At 69.3% G+C, this 19,774-nt stretch carries 21 protein-coding genes; 8 read left to right on the forward strand and 13 right to left on the reverse strand.

Annotation, left to right across the window (positions count from 1 at the left end; translation table 11 throughout):
* Positions 1-8 precede the first annotated feature (8 nt).
* From upp to DMC64_RS05365, 3 genes are all read left to right on the forward strand, one after another.
* Positions 9-632 carry a uracil phosphoribosyltransferase gene (gene upp, locus DMC64_RS05355; RefSeq protein WP_037332384.1) on the forward strand — a complete coding sequence of 208 codons (624 nt, stop codon included), beginning with the start codon at positions 9-11 and terminating at the stop codon, positions 630-632.
* 80 nt (positions 633-712) lie between these two features.
* A complete protein-coding gene (locus DMC64_RS05360; protein ID WP_125732893.1) occupies positions 713-1,306 on the forward strand; it encodes an RNA polymerase sigma factor in 594 nt (197 codons plus the stop codon).
* A complete protein-coding gene (locus DMC64_RS05365) occupies positions 1,303-2,559 on the forward strand; it encodes a hypothetical protein (protein WP_125732365.1) in 1,257 nt (418 codons plus the stop codon). Before DMC64_RS05360 ends, DMC64_RS05365 begins: the two co-directional genes overlap by 4 nt.
* A gap of 300 nt (positions 2,560-2,859) precedes the next feature.
* On the opposite strand, the gene DMC64_RS05370 is transcribed toward DMC64_RS05365, so the two are convergent.
* Positions 2,860-3,456 carry a TetR/AcrR family transcriptional regulator gene (locus tag DMC64_RS05370; RefSeq protein ID WP_037332377.1) on the reverse strand — a complete coding sequence of 199 codons (597 nt, stop codon included), beginning with the start codon at positions 3,454-3,456 and terminating at the stop codon, positions 2,860-2,862.
* Positions 3,457-3,540: 84 nt separating this feature from the next.
* Between DMC64_RS05370 and DMC64_RS05375 the strand changes: the two genes are divergently transcribed.
* Genes DMC64_RS05375 through DMC64_RS05385 form a run of 3 tightly spaced genes read left to right on the forward strand, consistent with a single transcriptional unit; the run spans position 3,541 to position 5,949 of the window.
* The gene (locus DMC64_RS05375; protein ID WP_037332376.1) at positions 3,541-3,942 is read left to right on the forward strand and encodes a MerR family transcriptional regulator; all 402 of its coding nucleotides are present in this window, start codon (positions 3,541-3,543) and stop codon (positions 3,940-3,942) included.
* The gene (locus DMC64_RS05380; protein WP_199754883.1) at positions 3,939-4,922 is read left to right on the forward strand and encodes an aldo/keto reductase; all 984 of its coding nucleotides are present in this window, start codon (positions 3,939-3,941) and stop codon (positions 4,920-4,922) included. The genes DMC64_RS05375 and DMC64_RS05380 overlap by 4 nt, the downstream gene beginning before the upstream one ends.
* A 25-nt stretch (positions 4,923-4,947) precedes the next feature.
* A complete protein-coding gene (locus tag DMC64_RS05385; protein ID WP_125732367.1) occupies positions 4,948-5,949 on the forward strand; it encodes an aldo/keto reductase in 1,002 nt (333 codons plus the stop codon).
* A gap of 48 nt (positions 5,950-5,997) precedes the next feature.
* Here the strand turns inward: DMC64_RS05385 and hisS are convergent, their stop codons facing one another.
* From hisS to DMC64_RS05425, 8 genes are all read right to left on the reverse strand, one after another.
* Positions 5,998-7,284, reverse strand: coding sequence for a histidine--tRNA ligase (gene hisS / locus DMC64_RS05390; protein WP_125732369.1), 1,287 nt, complete (start codon positions 7,282-7,284; stop codon positions 5,998-6,000).
* A 36-nt stretch (positions 7,285-7,320) separates the two neighbouring features.
* The gene (locus tag DMC64_RS05395; protein ID WP_073847440.1) at positions 7,321-7,710 is read right to left on the reverse strand and encodes a hypothetical protein; all 390 of its coding nucleotides are present in this window, start codon (positions 7,708-7,710) and stop codon (positions 7,321-7,323) included.
* Between the two features lie 61 nt (positions 7,711-7,771).
* Positions 7,772-8,950: an amidohydrolase family protein gene (locus DMC64_RS05400; RefSeq protein WP_125732371.1), complete on the reverse strand. Its 1,179-nt coding sequence runs from the start codon at positions 8,948-8,950 to the stop codon at positions 7,772-7,774.
* Positions 8,947-10,080, reverse strand: coding sequence for an MAB_1171c family putative transporter (locus DMC64_RS05405; RefSeq protein ID WP_125732373.1), 1,134 nt, complete (start codon positions 10,078-10,080; stop codon positions 8,947-8,949). Before DMC64_RS05405 ends, DMC64_RS05400 begins: the two co-directional genes overlap by 4 nt.
* Entirely contained in the window at positions 10,077-10,598 is a 522-nt protein-coding gene (locus DMC64_RS05410) for a hypothetical protein (protein WP_037332365.1), read from the reverse strand. Before DMC64_RS05410 ends, DMC64_RS05405 begins: the two co-directional genes overlap by 4 nt.
* On the reverse strand, positions 10,595-10,987 hold the full coding sequence (locus DMC64_RS05415) for a helix-turn-helix domain-containing protein (RefSeq protein WP_125732375.1): 393 nt from the start codon (positions 10,985-10,987) through the stop codon (positions 10,595-10,597). The genes DMC64_RS05410 and DMC64_RS05415 overlap by 4 nt, the downstream gene beginning before the upstream one ends.
* A gap of 403 nt (positions 10,988-11,390) precedes the next feature.
* Positions 11,391-11,843 carry a flavodoxin family protein gene (locus DMC64_RS05420; protein ID WP_125732377.1) on the reverse strand — a complete coding sequence of 151 codons (453 nt, stop codon included), beginning with the start codon at positions 11,841-11,843 and terminating at the stop codon, positions 11,391-11,393.
* 1 nt (position 11,844) lies between these two features.
* Positions 11,845-13,482: a phospho-sugar mutase gene (locus DMC64_RS05425; RefSeq protein ID WP_199754885.1), complete on the reverse strand. Its 1,638-nt coding sequence runs from the start codon at positions 13,480-13,482 to the stop codon at positions 11,845-11,847.
* Positions 13,483-13,511: 29 nt separating this feature from the next.
* Here DMC64_RS05425 and DMC64_RS05430 point away from each other — a divergent pair, with 29 nt between their 5' ends.
* The gene (locus tag DMC64_RS05430; protein WP_125732380.1) at positions 13,512-14,669 is read left to right on the forward strand and encodes a glycosyltransferase; all 1,158 of its coding nucleotides are present in this window, start codon (positions 13,512-13,514) and stop codon (positions 14,667-14,669) included.
* Positions 14,670-14,741: 72 nt separating this feature from the next.
* Here the strand turns inward: DMC64_RS05430 and DMC64_RS05435 are convergent, their stop codons facing one another.
* From DMC64_RS05435 to DMC64_RS05445, 3 genes are read right to left on the reverse strand one after another with little or no spacing between them, the layout of a single operon-like run.
* Positions 14,742-15,527, reverse strand: coding sequence for a purine-nucleoside phosphorylase (locus tag DMC64_RS05435; protein WP_037332359.1), 786 nt, complete (start codon positions 15,525-15,527; stop codon positions 14,742-14,744).
* Positions 15,520-15,951, reverse strand: a complete 432-nt coding sequence (locus tag DMC64_RS05440) for an ABA4-like family protein (RefSeq protein ID WP_125732383.1) — start codon at positions 15,949-15,951, stop codon at positions 15,520-15,522. Before DMC64_RS05440 ends, DMC64_RS05435 begins: the two co-directional genes overlap by 8 nt.
* Positions 15,948-16,922 (reverse strand): hypothetical protein, encoded by a 975-nt coding sequence (locus DMC64_RS05445; protein WP_125732385.1) that lies wholly within the window; start codon positions 16,920-16,922, stop codon positions 15,948-15,950. The genes DMC64_RS05440 and DMC64_RS05445 overlap by 4 nt, the downstream gene beginning before the upstream one ends.
* Positions 16,923-16,997: 75 nt before the next feature.
* On the opposite strand from DMC64_RS05445, the gene DMC64_RS05450 reads away from it, so the two are divergent.
* Positions 16,998-17,720, forward strand: a complete 723-nt coding sequence (locus DMC64_RS05450) for a MerR family transcriptional regulator (protein ID WP_199754886.1) — start codon at positions 16,998-17,000, stop codon at positions 17,718-17,720.
* On the opposite strand, the gene DMC64_RS05455 is transcribed toward DMC64_RS05450, so the two are convergent.
* Complete coding sequence (locus DMC64_RS05455) at positions 17,664-19,430, reverse strand: serine/threonine-protein kinase (protein WP_125732387.1); 1,767 nt, start codon at positions 19,428-19,430, stop codon at positions 17,664-17,666. The two genes, DMC64_RS05450 and DMC64_RS05455, sit on opposite strands and share 57 nt — an antisense overlap.
* Positions 19,431-19,774: the final 344 nt, after the last annotated feature.

The raw sequence follows: 19,774 nt of genomic DNA on the forward strand, positions 1-19,774 counted from the left end.
TGACCGGCATGGATGTGCACGTCGTTGATCACCCGCTGGCCAAGGCCAGGCTCTCCACCATGCGCGACGCGCGCACCGACAGCGCCGCCTTCCGCGCGGCGCTGCACGAACTGACCGTCATGCTGGTCTACGAAGCCACGCGCGACATGCCGGTGCGGATCGAGCGGATCCACACGCCGGTGGCGCGCACCGACGGCTACGCGCTGGCGAGCCCGCCGCTGCTCGTGCCGGTGCTGCGGGCCGGGCTCGGGATGGCGGATCAGGCGCACAAGCTGATCCCCGACGCCCAGATGGGTTTCGTCGGCCTCGCCCGCGACGAGGAGACGCTCAAGCCGACGCCGTACCTCGAATCGCTGCCCGAATCGCTCGCCGACCGGCCGGTGATGGTGCTCGACCCGATGCTGGCGACCGGTGGGTCGATGGAGTACACGATCCGGCTGCTCACCGACCGCGGCGCCACCGACGTCACGGCGATCTGCGCGCTGGCGGCGCCCGAGGGCATCGAGCATCTGGAGAAGACCGGGCTGCCGCTGCGGGTGGTGACCGCGAGCATCGACGAGCGGCTGAACGATTCCGGGTTCATCGTTCCGGGCCTCGGGGACGCGGGGGACCGGCAGTACGGCGCCGTCTGACCCCGGATCGCGTTTAGCGGGCTGAACGCGATTCGCAACATCTCCGCCGTCGCCGGTCACTGACAGGTGTGACCAGAACAGTGACCGGAACGGTGGGGGTACCGGTGGACTCACGCGAACCTCCTTCCGACAGGAGCGACACGGAGCTGTGGCGGACGGCCGCGGGCGGTGATCACGAGGCCTTCACCGAGCTGTTCGAACGGCATGTCCAGTCGGTGTGGAACCACGCCTACCGGCTGACGGGGTCGTGGGCGTCGGCCGAAGACCTGACGTCCGCGGCCTTTCTCACCGCCTGGCGGCGCAGGGCGGACATCACGCTCATCCGCGACAGCGCGCTGCCCTGGCTGTACACCGTCGTGGGCAACCTCGCGCGCACTGAACACCGCAGCGTCGGGCGGCGGCTGCGGCTCGTCCGGCGGCTGCCGGAACCGCGGTCGGTGTCCGACCACGCCGACACCGTCGTCGATCAGCTCGACGGCGAAGACCGTCTCCGGCAAGTGCTCGCCTTGGTCGCGAAACTGCCGAAGTCGCAACGACAAGCCGTCGAACTCTGCCTGCTCGGCGATCTCTCCGTGCCGGACGCCGCCGAACTGCTCGGCGTCGCCGAGGTGACCGTTCGCGCCCACATCTCGCGGGCCCGCGCCCAGCTGCGGGCCGCCCTGGAGGAGAAATGACCGACGACCTCGGCCTGCCGGGCAGGCGTGAACTCCCTCCGGAAGTGCTGGACAACCTGCGGATGACACTGCGGGAGGGAATGGGAAAACCCGCGCGGCGGCGCTGGCCGATCGTCGCCGCGGCCGCCGCCGTCGTCCTGGTGCTCGCGGGTGCGCTGGTCGCGACCGTGGTCATCCGGGAGCCGGACGAGCAGGGGCCCGTCGTCGCGAACCCTGACTTCTCCCTCGACTGGCCGAAGGCCGTGATGGCGATGGACCGGTGCTGGGCCGTCGTCGAGTCGAAGGCGGGCTTCCCCGGCCGGAACGAATGGATCCCGCGGTTCACCGCCGTTTCACCGTCGGTCACCGTCGTCGCGGTGGTGGCACGCGGCAAACCGTTCTTCTGCGAGACCACGCTGATGACGGCGACCGTGTCCGACCCGGACGCCGCTCCGCTCTACCTGCCGGGCACGGGAACCGCTGCCCTGCTGATGACCCCGGCGGGGACCGTCGCGGGCATCGCCGATCCCGCATGGCCGAAGGTGGAAATGACGGGGCAGAACGGGGCGTCGTTGTCCACAAGGGACATTCCGGTCTTCCGGCCGGGGAACCTGTTCGTGCACCTCGCGCCGATGAAGCCTTCACGGACCACCTACGCCGTCGGACCGACGCCCGGAGAGCAATCCCGACCCCCCGGGTACCACGCGCCGTACCCTCTGCGTCCCGCGCCGGAGCCGGCCGCGACGGAGCTCGACAAGCCGGTGTTCCCGGTGCCCGACCGGGCCACACCGGCGGGTGAGTTCTTCAACGTCTGCGTGGAGAGGGCGTCCGAGGTGCTGGCCGACAGGGACGCCTATGAGCTGGGCGCGTTCCTCGAAGGCGAGGACGTCGGGGTCGTCGTCGCCCGTCTCGGTGGGATGGTCACCGTATGCCAGGGAGGGCTCGGGTACGGCGACGGGAAGACCGAGTACTACCGGATCATGTACGACCAGCCGAAGCCCGCGGGACCGGTGTACGCGTTGCGGACCGAAACGGTCGGCAGGACGGGCGACAAGCCTCTGAATGCGTACCTGGGGGTCGTGCCCGAGGCCGCGGCCGCCGTGAAGCTCGACTTCGGGACCGGCAAGACCGTCGACGCGGTGGTCGGGGCCGGGACCTTCGGGGCCTGGATGCCGGACGGCGTCAGCCGGGACTACGAGAACGCGCGGGTGGGGATCACCGTCCTGGACGCGGCGGGGGCGATCCTGCACCAGGGCACGCTGCCGCTCTACTGATCGCGTTCAGCCCGCTAAACGCGATCCTTCACGCGCGTCGGCTGGGGATGGCGCCGGCAGAGCGCGTTAGCAGGCTAAACGCGATTCGCACCCGACCGCCGAGGTAGTGAAGGCCTCCTTGCCTACCCTGAAAGTAGGGAAGGAGGCCTTCACGGCATGCCGCAGCAGGTCCCGCCGCCGGATCGCGTTTAGCAGGCTAAACGCGATCCGGAAGTACATGAAGGGGGCCTTCACGGAGCTAGGCGCAAGGATGGGGGCCTTCATGTACTTGGGTGCCGCCGGCGGATCGCGTTTAGCCGGCTAAACGCGACGCAGCCAGCCCGAGGCGTTCGCCCGCAGCGCGGCCTCGTAAGCCGCGCTCACGGTGAACTCGTCCGGCAGGTTCCCGTTCAGCTCCAGCGACACGAGCCCGTGCACGATGCCCCAGCAGCTCACGGCGATGACCTCGGGCGGCACGTCGAGGAAGGCGCCGTCGGCGACGGCCTTGCGGATCGTCTCCTCGAGCGGCGCCATCGTGGCGCGCGCCTGGCCCGCCGTTTCGTCCGCCGGCTCGAAACCCGGCACGGATTTCGTGAACATGATCGCGTAGAGGTGCGGGTCGGCCAGCGCGCTTTCCCGGTACGCGACGCCCAGCCGCACCAGGTCCTCGACCGGGTCACCGCTCAGCGTGACTCCCGCCATCCGCCGTCCGAATCGGCGGAAGCCCTCGGTGAAGAGCGCGCTCACGAGATCCGTCTTCCCGCCGAAGAGCGAGTAGACCGCGGTGGTGGACGTGCCGACGTCGGCGGCCAGTTTGCGGAGGCTGAGCGCCTTCGGGCCGTCGGCCGAGATGAGCTCACCGGCGCGGTCCAGCAGTTTCAGCCGGAGGTTCTCGTCGTGCGTCCTGGGGCGGGGCATGAGCCCAGCGTAACGCAACGCTGTTATCAATCGCTCGGATTCGGAGTTGACCTGGAGCGCACTCCAGGTCGTAGTGTCGTTCACATGAGCTACTCGATAGCGGAAGCCGCGCGACGTAGCGGACTGTCCATCGACACTCTCCGGTACTACGAGCGCATCAAACTCGTCGAGCCCCCGGCGCGGGACGCCGCGGGACGGCGCGCCTACACCGACGACGACCTCGGATGGCTGGGGTTCCTGACCAAACTGCGCCTGACCGGCATGCCCATCAAGCGGATGCGGGAGTACGCCTCCCTGCGTCACCACGGGGCGGCGAGCGCGGGGCGGCGCAAGTCGATCCTCGTCGACCAGCGCGCCTCCGTCGCCGAGAGGATCGCCGAACTGCAGGCCTGCCTCGACATCCTCGACTACAAGATCGACCACTACGACCAGGTGGAGCGCAAGGTGCTCGGCACCGGAGCCACCGTGGAGGGAATTTCAGCGTGATCAGCACCAGGAGGCTCGGCGGTCTGGAAGTCGGGGCCCAGGGGCTCGGCTGCATGGGGATGAGCCAGGCCTACGGTGTCCGCGACGACGACACGGAGTCGATCGCCACCGTCCACCGCGCCCTCGAACTGGGCGTGACCCTGCTCGACACCGCGAACGTCTACGGCGCGGGAGCGAACGAGGAGCTGGTCGGCCGCGCGATCGCGGGCAAACGGGACCAGGTCGTGCTGGCGACCAAGTTCGGCATCGTCTGGGACAAGGACGGCGGGATGTCCGCCCGCGGCGACGCGGCGTACGTCAAGCAGAGCTGCGAAGAGTCCCTTCGCCGGTTGAACGTCGACCACATCGACCTCTACTACCAGCACCGCGTCGACCCGGACACGCCGGTCGAGGAGACCTGGGGCGCGCTCGCGGAGCTGGTCCAGGAAGGCAAGATCCGCTTCGCCGGGATCTCCGAGGCCAGCGCCGAGACCATCCGTCGCGCACACGCCGTCCACCCCGTGACCGCGCTGCAGAGCGAGTGGTCGCTGTGGACGCGCGGCATCGAGGGCGAGATCCTTTCGACCGCGCGTGAGCTGGGCGTCGGCATCGTGCCGTTCTCGCCGCTCGGCCGCGGTTTCCTCACCGGCAGCGTGACGTCGGTGAAGGACCTTCCGGAGGACGACATGCGCCGCGGACTGCCCCGGTTCGCCGAGGGCAACTTCGAGCGCAACATGGCCATCGTCGAGGCGCTGCGCGCGCTGGCCGAGCAGAAGGGCGTCACCGCCGGACAGCTCGCGCTCGCCTGGGTGCAGGCGCAGGGCGACGACGTCGTGCCGATCCCGGGCACCAAGCGCCGCAAGTACCTCGAAGAGAACACCGCCGCCGCGGACCTGGAACTGTCCGAAGTGGACATCGAAGCCATCGAAAAGGCCGCGCCCGTCGAGGCGATCGCCGGTGAGCGTTACCCGGAGCGGCTCGCCCGCGCGGCCGGCAAATAACCCGAGAGAAGTGCGAGAAGAAATCATGACGGGTTCCACCCTGCCCACCCGCGGGCTCGGCACGCTGGAAGTCGGCGCGCAAGGGCTCGGCTGCATGGGCATGAGCGAGTTCTACGGCCAAGGTGACGACACCGAATCCATCGCGACGATCCACCGCGCGATCGAACTGGGTGTCACCCTGATCGACACCGCCGACATGTACGGCTTCGGCCGCAACGAGGAACTGGTCGGCCGCGCCCTCGCCGGCAAGCGCGACCAGGTCGTGCTGGCGACCAAGTTCGGCATCGTGCGCGACGAGGCGGACCCCTCGAAGCGTGGCATCCGCGGTGACGAATTCTATGTGCGCCAACAGGTCGAGGCTTCGCTGCGCAGGCTGGACGTCGACCACATCGACCTCTACTACCAGCACCGCGTCGACCCGGAGGTGCCGATCGAGGAGACCGCGGGTGCGCTGTCCTCACTGGTCGAGCAGGGGAAGATCCGGCACATCGGGTTGTCCGAGGCCGGTCCGGAGACGATCCGGCGGGCGCACGCCGTGCATCCGGTGACGGCCGTGCAGACGGAATGGTCGCTGTGGTCGCGCGACATCGAGGACGAGGTCGTCCCGGTCTGCCGCGAACTCGGCATCGGGCTGGTGCCGTATTCCCCGCTGGGCCGTGGTTTCCTCACCGGTCGCTTCAAGTCCAAAGAGGACTTCGCGGACGGCGACTTCCGTCAGACGACCCAGCCGCGGTTCGCCGAAGGCAACCTGGAGCGGAACCTGGCGATCGTCGAGGCGCTGCGCGCGCTGGCCGAGCAGAAGGGTGTCACCGCCGGACAGCTCGCGCTCGCCTGGGTGCAGGCGCAGGGCGACGACGTCGTGCCTATCCCGGGCACCAAGCGTCGCAAGTACCTCGAAGAGAACGTCGCGTCCGTCGGCCTGAAGCTGACGGCCGAGGACGTCGCCGCGATCGAGGCGGCGGTCCCGGCCGACGCGGTCGCGGGGGAGCGGTACCCCGAAGCGTCCATGCGGACGTTGTCCCGCTGAACACGAAAAAAGCCGGCGCCCCGGAAGGGCGCCGGCTTTTTTCGTTTGTCAAAGCGAGGAGTTGACCGCGTCGACCACGCCGTCGAGGGCCACGGTCTGCTGTTCGCGGGTCGCGAGACCGCGCACCGTCACGTTCCCGGCGTCCCAGTCCTCCTGACCCACGATCACGACGGCCTGCGCCCCGGCCTTGTCCGCCCGGGTGAGCTCCTTGCCCAGCTTGCGGAGTTCGACGGGCGTGGACGTGCGCAGACCGGCCTTGCGGAGCCGTCCCGCGACCTCGCGCGAGGCGTCGGTGAGCTCTTCGGTCACCGGGATCACGACGACGTCGACCTCGCTGCGCGGCTTCGGGGTGAGGCCGTGCGTGTCGAGGAAGTCGATCAGCGTGACGTCGCCCATGCCGAAGCCGATCCCGGGGATCTGCTGCGACGTGAACAACGACGCCAGGTCGCTGTACCGGCCACCGCCGAAGAGGGCGCGACGGTTCTCCGGCGAGGTGTCGAAGACCTCGAACACGGTCGACGTGTAGTACGCGAGCCCGCGCACGATCATCGGATCGAACGTGATGAGCTCCGCTGCGCCGCTGTTCAGCACCTTGACCAGGTTCGAGTTCTCCTTGACCTGCTCCGGCAGTTCGTCGAGCAGGGCCGCGCCCGAGGACAGGGTCTCGGTCAGCTTCTCGAACTGCTTGTCGGTCAACCCGATCTCGGTCGCGGTGTCGCTCAGCTTCGTGCGGTCCGACTTCTCCCAGCGGTCCACCAGGGTGAACACCTGCGGCAACTGCTCCGCGGTCACGCCGACGATGTCGGTGAGCGCCGAGGAGAGCAGGTTCCGGTCGTTGGCCCGCACCTGGAACATGTCCGGGGTCGCCCCGAGCGCGCTCATCATGTCGTGGACCAGCTCGAAGATCTCGATCTCGCAGTTCGCGCTGTCCGAGCCGAAGATGTCCGCGTTGATCTGCCAGTGTTCACGGACCCGCCCGCGCTGCGGCCGCTCGTAGCGGTGGCAGTTCGGGTGGCTGTACCAGCGCACCGGGAACTGCAGCGATTTGGCGTTGCCCGCGATCATCCTGGCGACCGACGGCGTCATCTCCGGGCGCAGCGCCAGCCGCTCGCCGCCCTTGGTGGTCAGCGTGTACAGCTGCTGGTCGGCGATCTCCTGCCCGGACTTCCGCTCGTAGATCTCGGCCGGTTCGAGGATCGGCCCGTCGTAGCGGAGGAAACCCCGCAGTTCGAGCACGTCGTAGAGATGGCCGAACACCTGCGTCCGGACGGACATCTCGGCGGGCAGGAAGTCGCGGGTCCCCTTGGCGGGGGCTGTCGGCAGGTATTCAGGCACGTCAACAAGCTTAACGAGCCGATTCCAGCGGTTTTGTCAGGGGAAGGCGACGCCGTACGCGGTGGTCAGGATCGCCGCCCCGAGCAGGACCGCCCCGGCGCCGGTGACCCGCCCGCCGAGCTTGCCCTTGCCCGGCGCCAGGTGCAGGAAGAAGCCGCCGGACTGGGCGAGCACGCCGAACAGCAGCAGGAAGCAGACGATCCATCGCGCGGTGTCCGGGAGCCCGGTCTGCCCGAGGATCTGCAGCGCGACCAGCGCGAGGACCAGCAGGACGCCGGCGTGCGCGTGGCCGGCGCGGAACATCCCGCGCTGGTGTTCGGTCAGCTTCTTGTCGCGCAGGACACCCATCAGGGCGTAACCGCCGTACATCACCGTCGGCAGCGAAACGAGGGCGATGACGGTGAAGAGTTTGATCGGTCCTTCCATGAACAAACCATAACACTGTTTTAAAACACTGTCACCAAACTTGGCGTCCCACTTCCGGGAATCAGGCCCGCACGCCGCGCGAAAGCACCAGGCGGAGGTTCCGCAGGGCGGAAAGATCGGCGAGCGGATCTCCGTCGACCGCCAGGACATCGGCGCTCAGCCCCGGCGCGAGCCGTCCGGTGACGTCGCCGAGGCCGAGCCCGGCGGCGGAGTCCTCGGTCGCGATCTCGAGGATCCGGCGCCTGCCGAAACCGAGCCATTCGTAGAGTTCGAGGGCGCCGACGGGGTCGTCGAAGACCGAACCGGGCAATCCGGCGTCCGTGCCCGCGAGGAGCGGGACACCCAGCTCCTCCAGCCAGGACAGCCTGCCGTAGACGGTCTTCGCGAGCTCCTCGCCCATGCGCTCGGCGAGCATCCGCCAGTTGCGGCTGCTGGTCGAACAGGCCGCGATGCCCTCGGCGGCCATCCGCTTGGCGACGCCCTCGCGCCGGTCCTGCCGCTGCGGTCCGGTCATCCAGGTGCAGTGCTCGATCGTGGCCACACCCGCCTCGACCGACGCCTCGATCGCGTCGGCGCCGTGGGCGTGCGCCGCGACCGGGAGCCCGTGGCGCCCCGCGTGCTCGACGATCAGGCGCAGTGCCCGGACGTCGAACTGGGACTCCCACATGTCCGCGCCGCCCTCGGTGATCTGGCCGCCGCTGGCCATCACCTTGATCACGTCCGCGCCGGCGGCCGCGTTCGCGTCGATCAGGGCGCGGATCGCGTCGTCGCCGTCGACCTCGCCGCCGAAGAAGTGGCAGTGTCCATTGAGGACGGTCAGAGGGGAGCCCGCGGTCAGCAGACGCGGCGCGGCCGCGCCTTCGAGTTCCGCACGGACCCGCGCGCCCAAAGCGCCGCGATCGCCGAGATCCCGCACCGTTGTGACGCCGCTGCGCAGCAGTTGCCCCAAACGCTCCTTGGCGCCCGCGCGCAGGGCTTCGTCGTCGCTCGCCAGGAAGTTCGGCAGCATCTCGCGGGTGGCGTCGAACGCCAGGTGCACGTGAGCGTTGAACAGGCCGGGCAGCAGGGTCGCGCCGGGGAAGTCGAGCCTTTCGGCCTCCGGCGACGCCTGTGCCGTGACCTCGGCGCGCGGGCCCGCCGCGAGGATGCGATCACCCTCGACGAGCACGGCGCCGTCTTCGACCGGCGTGCTCGGACGCGGCAGGATCCGGCTCGCCGTCAGCAAAAGCTGTTTCGTCATGCGTCGCTCCTGGAGACGGCGGCGGAGAGCGCGAGCAACGGCCGCACGTCGGATTCGATGTCGGAGGCGCCACCGGGGAGCACGAGTTTCGCGCGCCCGTCGGTCTCCTCGCCCGCGGTCTGCCGGGCGATCGCCCGCTTGAGCGCTTCCGCCGCCGCGTGCGGATCGTCCGCGGCGAGTGCGGTCAGATCGGTTTCCAGATAGGGGCTCAGCTGCACGAGCCCGTCCCGGATCTCGATCACCCGGCGGTAGTACCGGCGGTGGACCGTGCGCGGGCGCCACCGCTCCCACGCGCCCTGCGGGGTGGTCCGGAGCACGATGTTCGGGTAGATCCCGGCCAGCGCGGTCCACAGCGGGGTGAGCTCGTCGTGATGCCGCCGGTGCTGACGGCGCCGTCGCAGCGCGGCGAACCGCGCGCGGGCGCCGGGATAGGTGATCCCGGCGAGGAAGAGCACGATTCCGAGGAGCACCAACGGCACGGCGACGGTGAGCAGAATCGGGACCGACGGTCCGAACGCCCACGCGATCACGATGTAGAGCGCGCGGAAGACACTGCCGACGGAAAGGCAGATCAGCCCGGCGGCGCTGAGTTTCAGCCCGATCTTCAGATGGCGGTCCGCGGTGCGGATGTACCGGAAGATCCACCAGGCGCAGGCGGCGAGGCCGTAGATCAGGTAGATCCCGGCGCCGAGGTAGAACAGCGCCACCCCGGGCACGTGCACGAGCTTCGGGCTCAGCGCCAGCCCCCGCACCTCCGGCGGCGTGACGGCCATGGCGACCAGCATCAGCGCGATCGCGGCGGACAAGGGGATCAGCTCGAACAGGACGCGCCCCGGCCGGCGCGGGCCCAGCGCGGAGCCGAGGAACACGATCAACAGCGCGCAGACGCCGATGGCGAGCAGGACGTTGTTGACCAGGCGGCCGGTGCCCTTGCCGGTCAGGTCGTCGAGCCAGCCGACGATGACCTTCTGCTGGGCGAGGAAGGAGCCCGCGACGCAGACGATCGTGATCGTGATCGCCCAGTTCGGCAGCAGGCGGGGTGCTCGGTAGGTCTGGTAGATCCGCCAGGCGAGCGCGGTCGCGAACAGCGCCATCGCCACGACGTTGATGGGGGAGAACAGTGGAGTCACAGCCACCCTTGATGGTCGCCCAGCGCGCCTTGGACGCGGCGGACGTCATCGTCGTCGGCGCGACGGGGAATCGTGTAGTTCAAGACCGACGCCCATTCGAGGATGATGGTCGCCACGGTCTCGGCTTCCCATTCGTGCGCCTCATCGTAGGAGGTGCGGCGTAAAGCGCGGTGTACCGCGTCGTCGTCGAGGCCGGGGGCGGGGCCGCGCAGGAAGTCGGCGGGTTCGGCGTCGCCGCCGGGATGGTGATCGGCGAGCATGTGCCCGAGTTCGTGCAGGATGATGTGGTCCTGGTGGGATTTCGTGGTCTCCTGCTGGAAGAAGATGTAGTCCGCCGAACCGGTGGCGATCCAGCAGCCGAACGGGCCGGGGACCTCCAGCGGATACGGCATCAGGCGGATCGGCCTGCCGCGCTGTTCGCCGAGCCGTTCGCAGAGCACGCCGACGTCGAGCGGCGGCTCGATGTCGAGCTTGTTCAGCATCTTGCGGCAGCGTTTGCGGAGTTCCCGTTCCTTCATCGGTTCTCTTCCGGCTGCTCGCGCTCGGCCCGTTCGTAGCGTTCGACGAGCTCCAGGAGGTCCATCACCTGGCGACGGCCCTGCGGGGAAAGTTCCTGTGCGCGCATGGCCATGAGCGTCGCCTCTCCGGCCGGTTGGGGCTCCTGCTCGTCGAAGAAGTACGTGATCGGCACCCCGAAGAGTTTCGCCAGCGCTTCGACGTAGTGGATCTTCGGGTTGACCCGTTTGCCCGTGGCGAGCTGCTGGAGGTACGCGGGCGACATGGTGGGCCCGCCGGCGCGGTCGATGGCCGCGGACAGCTCGCGATAGCTGTGCGGGGCGCCTTCGTCCGCGCGCGCCGAATCGATCAGCGCGGTCAGTTTCTGGGCGAAGGTCTGATACGGCGACATGACCCCCCAACCGTTCCGTAGTCCCGTTCCGTAGTTGGAGTGTAACGCGATACAGCCTGTCCGCAGCTGTTGACAGCGCATGTATGCAGTGGTTTACAGTTGTCAAGCGGTTTCGTGCCGTGTCCGGTCTCTCGCTCCGGAATCCGTGCCCTGGGGGTGTACGGACGCCGGAGTGAGAGCCGTTTTTCCCGGTGGGTGCACAAGATCGTGCCGGATGTAGTACGCTGAGGCAGCCAAGGTTGATCGCCATCACGGCGAACCCTTGGCCTAGGCCTGTTGCCGGAGGTCGACCCCCAGGGCTTCCGGTGACAGGCCCCTTTACTTTCACCCCCGCGTTTCGTCCTCTGAATGCGGTCGTTCGCGATGCGGACTATCGCATTCAGAGGACGAAACGCGGGCAGGGTCAGGGCATGAGCGTGGCGGCCAGGGTGCCGCCCAATTCGAAACAGGCCTCGAGATCCGCTTTGCCCGGTTCGCCGGTGACGAGCACCGGCGAGGCCGCGCTTTCCCAGCCGAGGCCGGTCGTGATGGCCTCGATCCCGCGGACGGTGCCGGACGTGTCGTTGTTGCCGTGCACGAAGAACCCGAACGGCCGTCCCCGCGTGGAATCCAGGCACGGGTAATAGACGGTGTCGAAGAAATGCTTCAGCGCGCCGGACATGTAGCCCAGATTCGCCGGGGTGCCGAGCAGGTAGCCGTCGGCGTCCAGGACGTCGGGCACGGTCGCGCCCAGCGCCGCGCGGCGCACGACGTCGACGCCCTCGATGTCCGGATGGTTCGCGCCGGAGAGCACGGCTTCGAACATCGCCTGCGTCGAGGGCGACGGCGTGTGGTGGACGATCAGCAGCTTCGGCATGTCAGGCCAGCCGGGACTCGATGTCGGCCCGGAGTGCCGCGAGCCGCGCGTCCGCGGCGGCACGCGCCTCGGCGAGATCGCCGGTGACCGGCTCCTTGATCTGCAGGTACGCCTTCAGTTTCGGCTCGGTCCCGGACGGCCTGATGACGACACGCAGCCCCTCGCCGGTCAGGCGGAGGACGTCGGCGTCGGGCAGGAGATCCTCCATCGTGACATCGGTGCCGCCCAGCGACGCCGGGGGAGTGGCGCGCAGACCCGCCATCAGGCGTTCCCGCACCGACAGGTCGGTGACCCGCAGCGAGACCTGATCCGTCACGTGCACGCCGTGCTTCACGGCCAGTTCGTCGAGGACGTCCAGTGGCCCGCGGCCCGCCGCGCGCAGGGAGGCGGCCAAGCCCGCCGCGAGCACGGCGGCGGAGATGCCGTCCTTGTCGCGCACGAAACCCGGGTTCACGCAGAGGCCGAGCGCCTCTTCGTAAGCGAACACGAGCCCTTCGCCGGCACGGACCAGCCATTTGAACCCGGTCAAGGTCTCCGCGTAGCGCGCCCCGAATTCCTTCGCGACTTCGCCGAGCATCGACGACGACACGATCGTCGTGGCCACCAGTGGATCGGCACTGTCTACAGTGGACAGAACATGCCAGCCGAGCAGGACGCCCGTTTCGTCCCCGCGCAGCATCCGCCACGAACCGTCCCGCTCGCGCACGCCCAGCGCGCAGCGATCGGCGTCCGGGTCGAGCGCGATCGCCAGGTCGGCGCCGACCTCGGAGGCCAGTGCCAGCAAGAGATCCGTCGCGCCCGGTTCCTCCGGATTCGGGAAGGCGACCGTCGGGAAGTCGGGATCCGGCGTGGTCTGCTCGGCGACCAGGCTCAGCTCGGTGAACCCGGCGCGCTCGAACGCGGCGCGCAGGGTCTCCGCGCCGACGCCGTGCAACGCCGTCGCGGCGACCTTGACCGCGCGTTCCGGCCCACGTGGCAGCAGCGCGACCTTGGCGAGGTACGCGTCGCGGAGGTCGTCGCCCAGTACTGCGGCGCCGGGCTCGCGGGGCACGCTGATCGCCGGGGGAGCGGCTTCGATGGCGCGCTCGATCTCGCCGTCCGAAGGCGGGACGATCTGGCCGCCCGTCGCGTCGTAGAGCTTGTAACCGTTGTCGGCCGGGGGATTGTGCGACGCGGTGATCTGGATACCCGCCACCGCGCCGAGTTCCAGTACGGCGAACGCGAGCACCGGCGTGGGCAACGGACCGGGCAGCGTCTTCACCGCGAACCCGGCGGCCGTCAGCACCTCGGCGGCGGCCTTGGCGAAGGCCTCCGAACCGTGCCTCGCGTCGCGGCCGACCACCACGACACCGCCCGAATGTCCTTGTGCGGTCAGCCAGGCCGCGACCCCCGCCGTCGTCCGGGTGACGACCGCGACGTTCATTCCATTGGGGCCCGCGCGCACCGGGCCGCGCAGCCCGGCGGTGCCGAATTCGAGCGGTCCGGCCATGCGGTCCGCGAGTTCGTCCGCCGCACCGGCTTCGCCGCCCATCGCGCGCGCGAGGATGTTCTGCAGCTCGACGCGGGAATCGTCGTCCGGGTCGTCGGCGATCCAGCGGAACGCCCGATCCCGGAGATCCGAGGTCAAGGAAGTCGTCACCGAGTCAGCCTACGGGTACGTTGGAGAGGGTGCGATTGATCTTCACTTCTCTGGTGAGTCATGGTCATCTCTATCCCCTACTACCGCTCGCCGTCGCCGCTCGCGACGCCGGGCACGAGGTCGTCTTCGCCACCGGGGACGACATGCTGACGGTGGTCGAAAAGGCCGGTCTGGCAGTGGAAAGCGCCGGATTCGGGATGCGGGAGGCGTTCGAGCTGGTCGCCGGCCCCGACGCTCCCAAACCCAACGCCTCCGACGCCCCGCCCGAGTCGTTCCATCCCGTCATCGGCGAAGTGTTCGGGAATGTGCTGCCCCGGCGATTCGTCGCCGATCTCACACCGGTGCTGGAACGGCACCGGCCGGATCTCGTCGTTTACGAAAGCGGCAACGCCGGTGGTGCCATCGCCGCCCATCTCGCCGGGATTCCCGCGATCGGGCACGGTTTCGGCCGGTTCTCGCCGGGTGACGTCATGGACGTCATCTACGGCCGCCTCGCGGAATTCACCGCGGAAGTCGGTTTGCCGGATTTGGATCCGCAATCCTTCGGTGATCCCGTCGTCGACATCTGCCCGGAATCGGTGCAATCGCCGGAATTCCTGGCCGGGGCGAACCGGATCCCGCAGCGTCCGGTCGGCTGGGCCGAACCGGGTGACCTGCCGGCGGGCGTGGTGGGCCGGGACAAGAGCCGACCGCTCGTCTACCTCACGCTCGGAACGGCGTTCGGTGACGAAGACGTGCTGAAGCGGGCCATCGGCGGGCTGGCGCGGCTCGACGCGGACGTCGTCGTCGCGGCGGGCCCGACGGTGGATCCGGCGGCACTGGGCGAAGTCCCGGGCAATGTCCGGGTCGAGATGTGGGTGCCGCAGGTCGAACTTCTGCCGCACGTCGATCTCGTGGTCCACCACGGCGGCAGCGGGACGACGCTGGGTGCCTTCGGCGCCGGGCTGCCACAGCTGGTGCTGCCGCAGGGGGCGGATCAGTTCACGAACGCCGAGGCCGTCGTCGCGGCCGGGGTGGGCGTGCAGCTGATCGGTGCCGAAGTCGTCGAGGACGTCATTTTCGAGCAGGCGCGCAAGCTGCTCGCCGACGAGGCCGTCCACGGCGCGGCGCGTCGGCTCGCCGACGAGGTCGCCGCGATGCCTTCGCCCGCGGAGGTCGCCCAGCGGCTTCCCGAGTTCGCCGGCTGAGAACTGCCCCGGATGTCATGAAAGGGTCGTTCAGGACGAAAAACGTCCTGAACGACCCTTTCATGACACTTGTCAGGCGCGGGAGACGAGTTCCTTCAGCAGGGTGCCCATCCGGGTGGCGGACTGGCGGCCCGCCTCGAGGACCTCTTCGTGGTTCAGCGGTTCCCCGGTCATCCCGGCCGCCAGGTTGGTCACCAGCGAAAGCCCGAACACCTCGACCCCGGCGGCGCGGGCGGCGATGGCCTCCAGCACCGTCGACATGCCGACGAGGTCGGCGCCGAGCGTCCGCAGCATGCGGATTTCCGCGGGCGTCTCGAAATGCGGCCCGGTGAGCCCCGCGTAGACGCCCTCCTCCAGCGAAGGGTCGATTTCGCGCGCGATGTCGCGCAGCCGCTTCGAGTACAGATCCGTCAGGTCGACGAAGTTCGCGCCGACGATCGGCGAGCGCGCGGTGAGGTTCAGGTGGTCGGAGATCAGCACCGGCTGTCCGACGCGGAAGCCCTCACGCAGGCCGCCCGCGGCGTTGGTCAGCAGCACGGTCTTGGCCCCGGCGGCCGCGGCGGTGCGCACGTTGTGCACCACCGGGTCGATGCCCTTGCCCTCGTAGAAATGCGTGCGGCCCAGCAGGATCAGCGCGCGCTTCTCGCCGACGCGGACCGACCGGACGGTTCCCCCGTGCCCGACCGCGCCCGGCGCGGCGAATCCGGGCAGTTCGCCCAGCGGGATCTCCGCCTCGGGCTCCCCGATGACGTCCGCCGCCGGGCGCCAGCCCGAACCGAGCACGACGGCGATGTCGTGCTTCTCGACGCCGGTGCGTTCGGCGATGGCGGCGGCCGCCGCGACCTCGTTCTCACTCATGCGACGAGCGTATCCGGACGGTTCGCACGAGCAGGAACGCCACCAGCCCGAACGGGGACAGGAAGATCGTGAGCGCCAGGATCGGGCCGGTCACCAGCGGGTGGATCCGGTGCTCGCGTGATTCGAGGTACATCCAGCGCGCGATGAACAGGTCGAAGGCGATCAGATGGGCCCAGATCGTGGCTGCCCCGTACGGCGATCCGGTGAACGCGGCGAGCACGCCGAGGTCCGGCCTGCTGACCGCCGTCCAGAGCTCGCCGAAATGCGCGATCGCGAGCACGAAGTACGGGATCAGCGGCAGCAGCGGCGTCCAGGGCGAGGACATGATCCAGCGGGTCCACGACCAGCCCGGCAGGAAGATCATCAGCAGCCAGAACGGCGTCGCCAGCGGGAAGGTCCAAGTGAACAGGGTCTCGACGCTCATCGCAGCGAGGCCTCCAGCTCCCTGTCCTTCGCCGGCCGCCCGATCGCGATCAGCCCGCTAAAGGCGACGCCCGCGATCAAGAGGGCGAAGGCGGTGAGGGTCTGGCTGTCGGGGGAGACGATCGACTGGCCGCGCAGGGCTTGCCAGGTGAGCAGCGCGAGCAGGCCCGCGTAGCCGACGCCGGCGATCACCACGAGCCGCAGCCGGAGGACGTCGTCGCGAAGCCGCGGGTAGCGCGCGGCCAGGACGCCGAGGACGAGCGCGAGCAGCGGAAGCGCCTGGAGGCCGTGCAGGCCGAGGAAATGCGGGATCCGCAGGTCGCCGCCGACCGTGCTCCAGCCGAGGATCGGCAGGCCGGGGCCGCCGTCGGGGAGGCCGACGGTATGCGCGCCGATCATCGCGGACTGGCCGGTCGCGTCGAGCAGGGCCTGCTGGTCCGGGGTGGGGCCGCTCATCAGTGTCGCCAGCGAGATCCCGATCATGCCGAGGATCGCGCCGATCCGGGCCGCCCACGCCGTCGCGCGGTCGGGGATCCGGGTGAACATGACGGCGATCGTCAGGACGAGGTTGACCACCCAGAGCACGGCGATCATCCCGCCCATGATCTGGAAGATCGTGTTGTCGAGCGGCGTCGCGTTGTTGAAGTGGCTCGCGCGGACGCGGGCGGCCTGGAAGATCACGAGCGCGTACTCGGCGCCGAAGATCACGACGAGCGTGTTCGCCAGCCAGCTCGCGGTACGCCGGAACTTGGGCAGCAGGGAGACGAGCCAGCTCCAGGTGAAGAAGTACAGCGTGGCGGAGACGGCGAATTTGAACGGTTTCGCCCAGAGCGGGGCGCCGTTCAGCGTCCGCTGGTCGATCAGCATGGCCAAGACGCACAGCACGGTGATCACGGCGAAGGCCTGGGCGAAGCGATACGAACCCCGGTGCCAGGTGCGGGTTCTCTCGCGGAGATCGGTCAAGATGGTCATGGGTCCCTCCCAGAATGGATAGTCAAGCTCTCCGTTATGGGAAGCTAAACTATCCATCCTGAGAAGTCTTCAGGGATGACCCTGGAACCGTCCCCGAGATGGGAGAGCGCACGCGTGCGGATGGCCGAACTGAGCGAAAAAGCCGGGATCCCGGTCGCCACGATCAAGTACTACCTGCGGGAAGGGCTCCTTCCGCCGGGCGAGCGGACCAGCCCGAACCAGGCGAAGTACGACGACGGGCACGTGCAGCGGATCAAGCTGATCAGGGCGCTGATGGACGTCGGCGGCCTTTCGCTCGCGACGGTCGGCGAAGTGCTCGCCGCGGTCGACGCCGGGGAGGCCAGCCCCCACCACGTCCTCGGTATCGCCCAGCAGGGCATCACGACGTCGAAGCGGGTCGTCGACGACGAAGCCCGCGAATGGGCGCTCGCCACGGTCCGCGACCTCGCCGACCGCCGCGGCTGGCCCTGCAAGGACGAAGACGACCTGGTCATCCAGGCCCTGGTCGGCGTCCTGTGCACGATCCGCGAGGTCGGGCACGGCTGGTATCTCGAGAAACTCGACGCCTACGCCGAGATCGCCGACCGGACCGCCGACCTGGACCTCGAAGGGATCTCGGGGATCGAGTCGCTGGAGCAGATCATCGAGATCGCCGTCGTGGAGACGGTTCTGGGCGACAGGCTGCTCTCGGTGCTGCGAAGGCTCGCGCAGCAGCGCGCGTCGAAGGCGTACTTCGCCGGGCTAGCCGTCGACGATGAACGACAAGGCGACCGGCTCGAAGATCCCGGTCTTCGCTGAGTTCTCCTGCTCGATCGTCGAGGTCACCGACAGGATCCACAGATCCGTGCCGCCGCTGAACAGGTCCATGTACGTCGTCCGCGTGATGCTCTCGTTCACGGCGTCCCGGTTGCCGGTGGCGCGCTCCGTCGTCCGGTAGGTGTACCGCTGGCTGTCGTCGCCGCGGCCCGGGACGGTGGTGGGCCCGCCGATCGGGGCGATCTCCGGATGCTGGCTCCTCAGCCAGCTGAAGTAGGCGGGCGGCGGGCTCTCGGCCAGGAAACCGCTCAGCCGCTCGACCCGGATGACCTGGCGGCCGTCGGGCGAGACGTACTGGACCACCGTGCTCGGCACACCCCTGGTGATATGCGGCGCGACGAACTTCTGCCAGCCCTCCGGGACACCGAGGCTGAACCGGCCGCCCTTGAGGCCGTTCACCGTGCTCGCGTCACCCTGCTGTGTGATCAGCTTCGGCGGCGGCTGGGTGATGATCGTGTCGCCTTGCTGCAGCTTCTCCGGCGGCCGCAGATCCTGCCCGCCGACGGCCCTGGCCAGCACGAAACCGCCGCCCGCGGCCAACAGGAACAGGACGACCGACGCGAGCGCCAGCACCACGGTGCCCACCGTCGACCGGCCGGGCCGTCGAGGCGGCTGTGGCGTGACGGTCGGCATCGGCGCGAGCTCGGCGGGAGGCGCCGGCGCGGGCTGGTTGAGGAACGGCAGCGGACCGGGGTCGGCGGCGAGTTCGGAACTCGTGCCCTCGCCCGGCTTCTCCGGCGCGACCGGCTTGATCACCTGGGTGTCGGTGGCGTCCAGATGCGCGGTGGTCTTCTTGCCGTCGGGCGTGTGGAACAGCTCGGCGGGGAACAGATCGATGAGCGTCTTGGCCTGCAAGGGGTACAGGCGGCGCCGCACCTCGCGCAGGGTGATCCGCTTCGACGGCTCCTTCTTCATGAGCGCGCCGATCACGTCGGCCAGCGGACCGGGGCCGGGCTTCGGCACCTTCCCGTTGACGACCTTGCCGACCGTTTCGAGCGGGTCGCCGTCGGCGTCGTACGGCGGCGAGCCCTCGATGGCGGCGAACAGCGTCGCGCCGAGACCCCACAGATCGGCGGCGGGGACGACGGCGCCCCCGGAGGCGACTTCGGGCGCGATGTAGGCGGGCGAGCCCAGCATCATCCCGGTGCGGGTCATGGTGGCTTCGGAGACGTTGCGCGCGATGCCGAAGTCCGTGAGCTTGATCCGGCCGTCACCCGCGACGAGGACGTTGCCCGGTTTGACGTCACGGTGGGTGATCCCGGCGGCGTGCGCGGCTTCGAGCGCGGACGCCACCGCGATGCCGACCGCCGCGGTCTGCTCGACCGTCAGCGGCCCGTGGTCGCGCAGGATGTGCGCGAGGCTGCGCGACGGCAGCAGCTCCATGACCACGAACGGTTCGTCGTTCTCGCGGGCGACGTCGTGCAGGATGATCACGTTCGGGTGGCTCAGGACGGCGATCGCGCGGGCTTCGCGCAGGGTCCGTTCGCGCAGTTCGTCGGCCTGCGACGCCGGGACGCCGGGCGGGAGGCGGACTTCCTTGACCGCGACGGGGCGGTGCAGGAACTCGTCGTAGGCCGACCAGACCGTGCCCATCGACCCTGATCCGATGACCGAGCGCAACCGATATCGCCCGGCGACTACCCGCTTCTCGTCGCCGGGACTCTCGTTGGACTCGGTGGTGTCGGACGGCACGACCCAATTGTGTCGTATGCCCGCGTGGCGGCCCTATGCGCCGTGCCCTGTCGGAGTGAACGGGGCCGGCCCGGACCGTGGCGCCCGCGCGGTGCACTGCCGGGTGTTTTCGTGTGATCAGACGGACGACACTCGTGACTGGCCGGACGACACACGTGATCAGACGGACGACTCGAGGCGGAAGCCCGGCTCCGAGCGTGTCGTCCATTCCATCACGCGTGTCGTCCGTCTGATCACACGTGCCGTCCGGCCAGTCACGCGAAACCGCCGTTCACGACCGCCCGGCAGCGCCCCCTAATCACCCCCTAGGCGCGACTAGCGTCACAGGTGGTGCCACTTGAGGG

Source organism: Amycolatopsis sp. WAC 04197, assembly GCF_003947475.1.
Classification (GTDB): Bacteria; Actinomycetota; Actinomycetes; order Mycobacteriales; family Pseudonocardiaceae; genus Amycolatopsis; species Amycolatopsis japonica.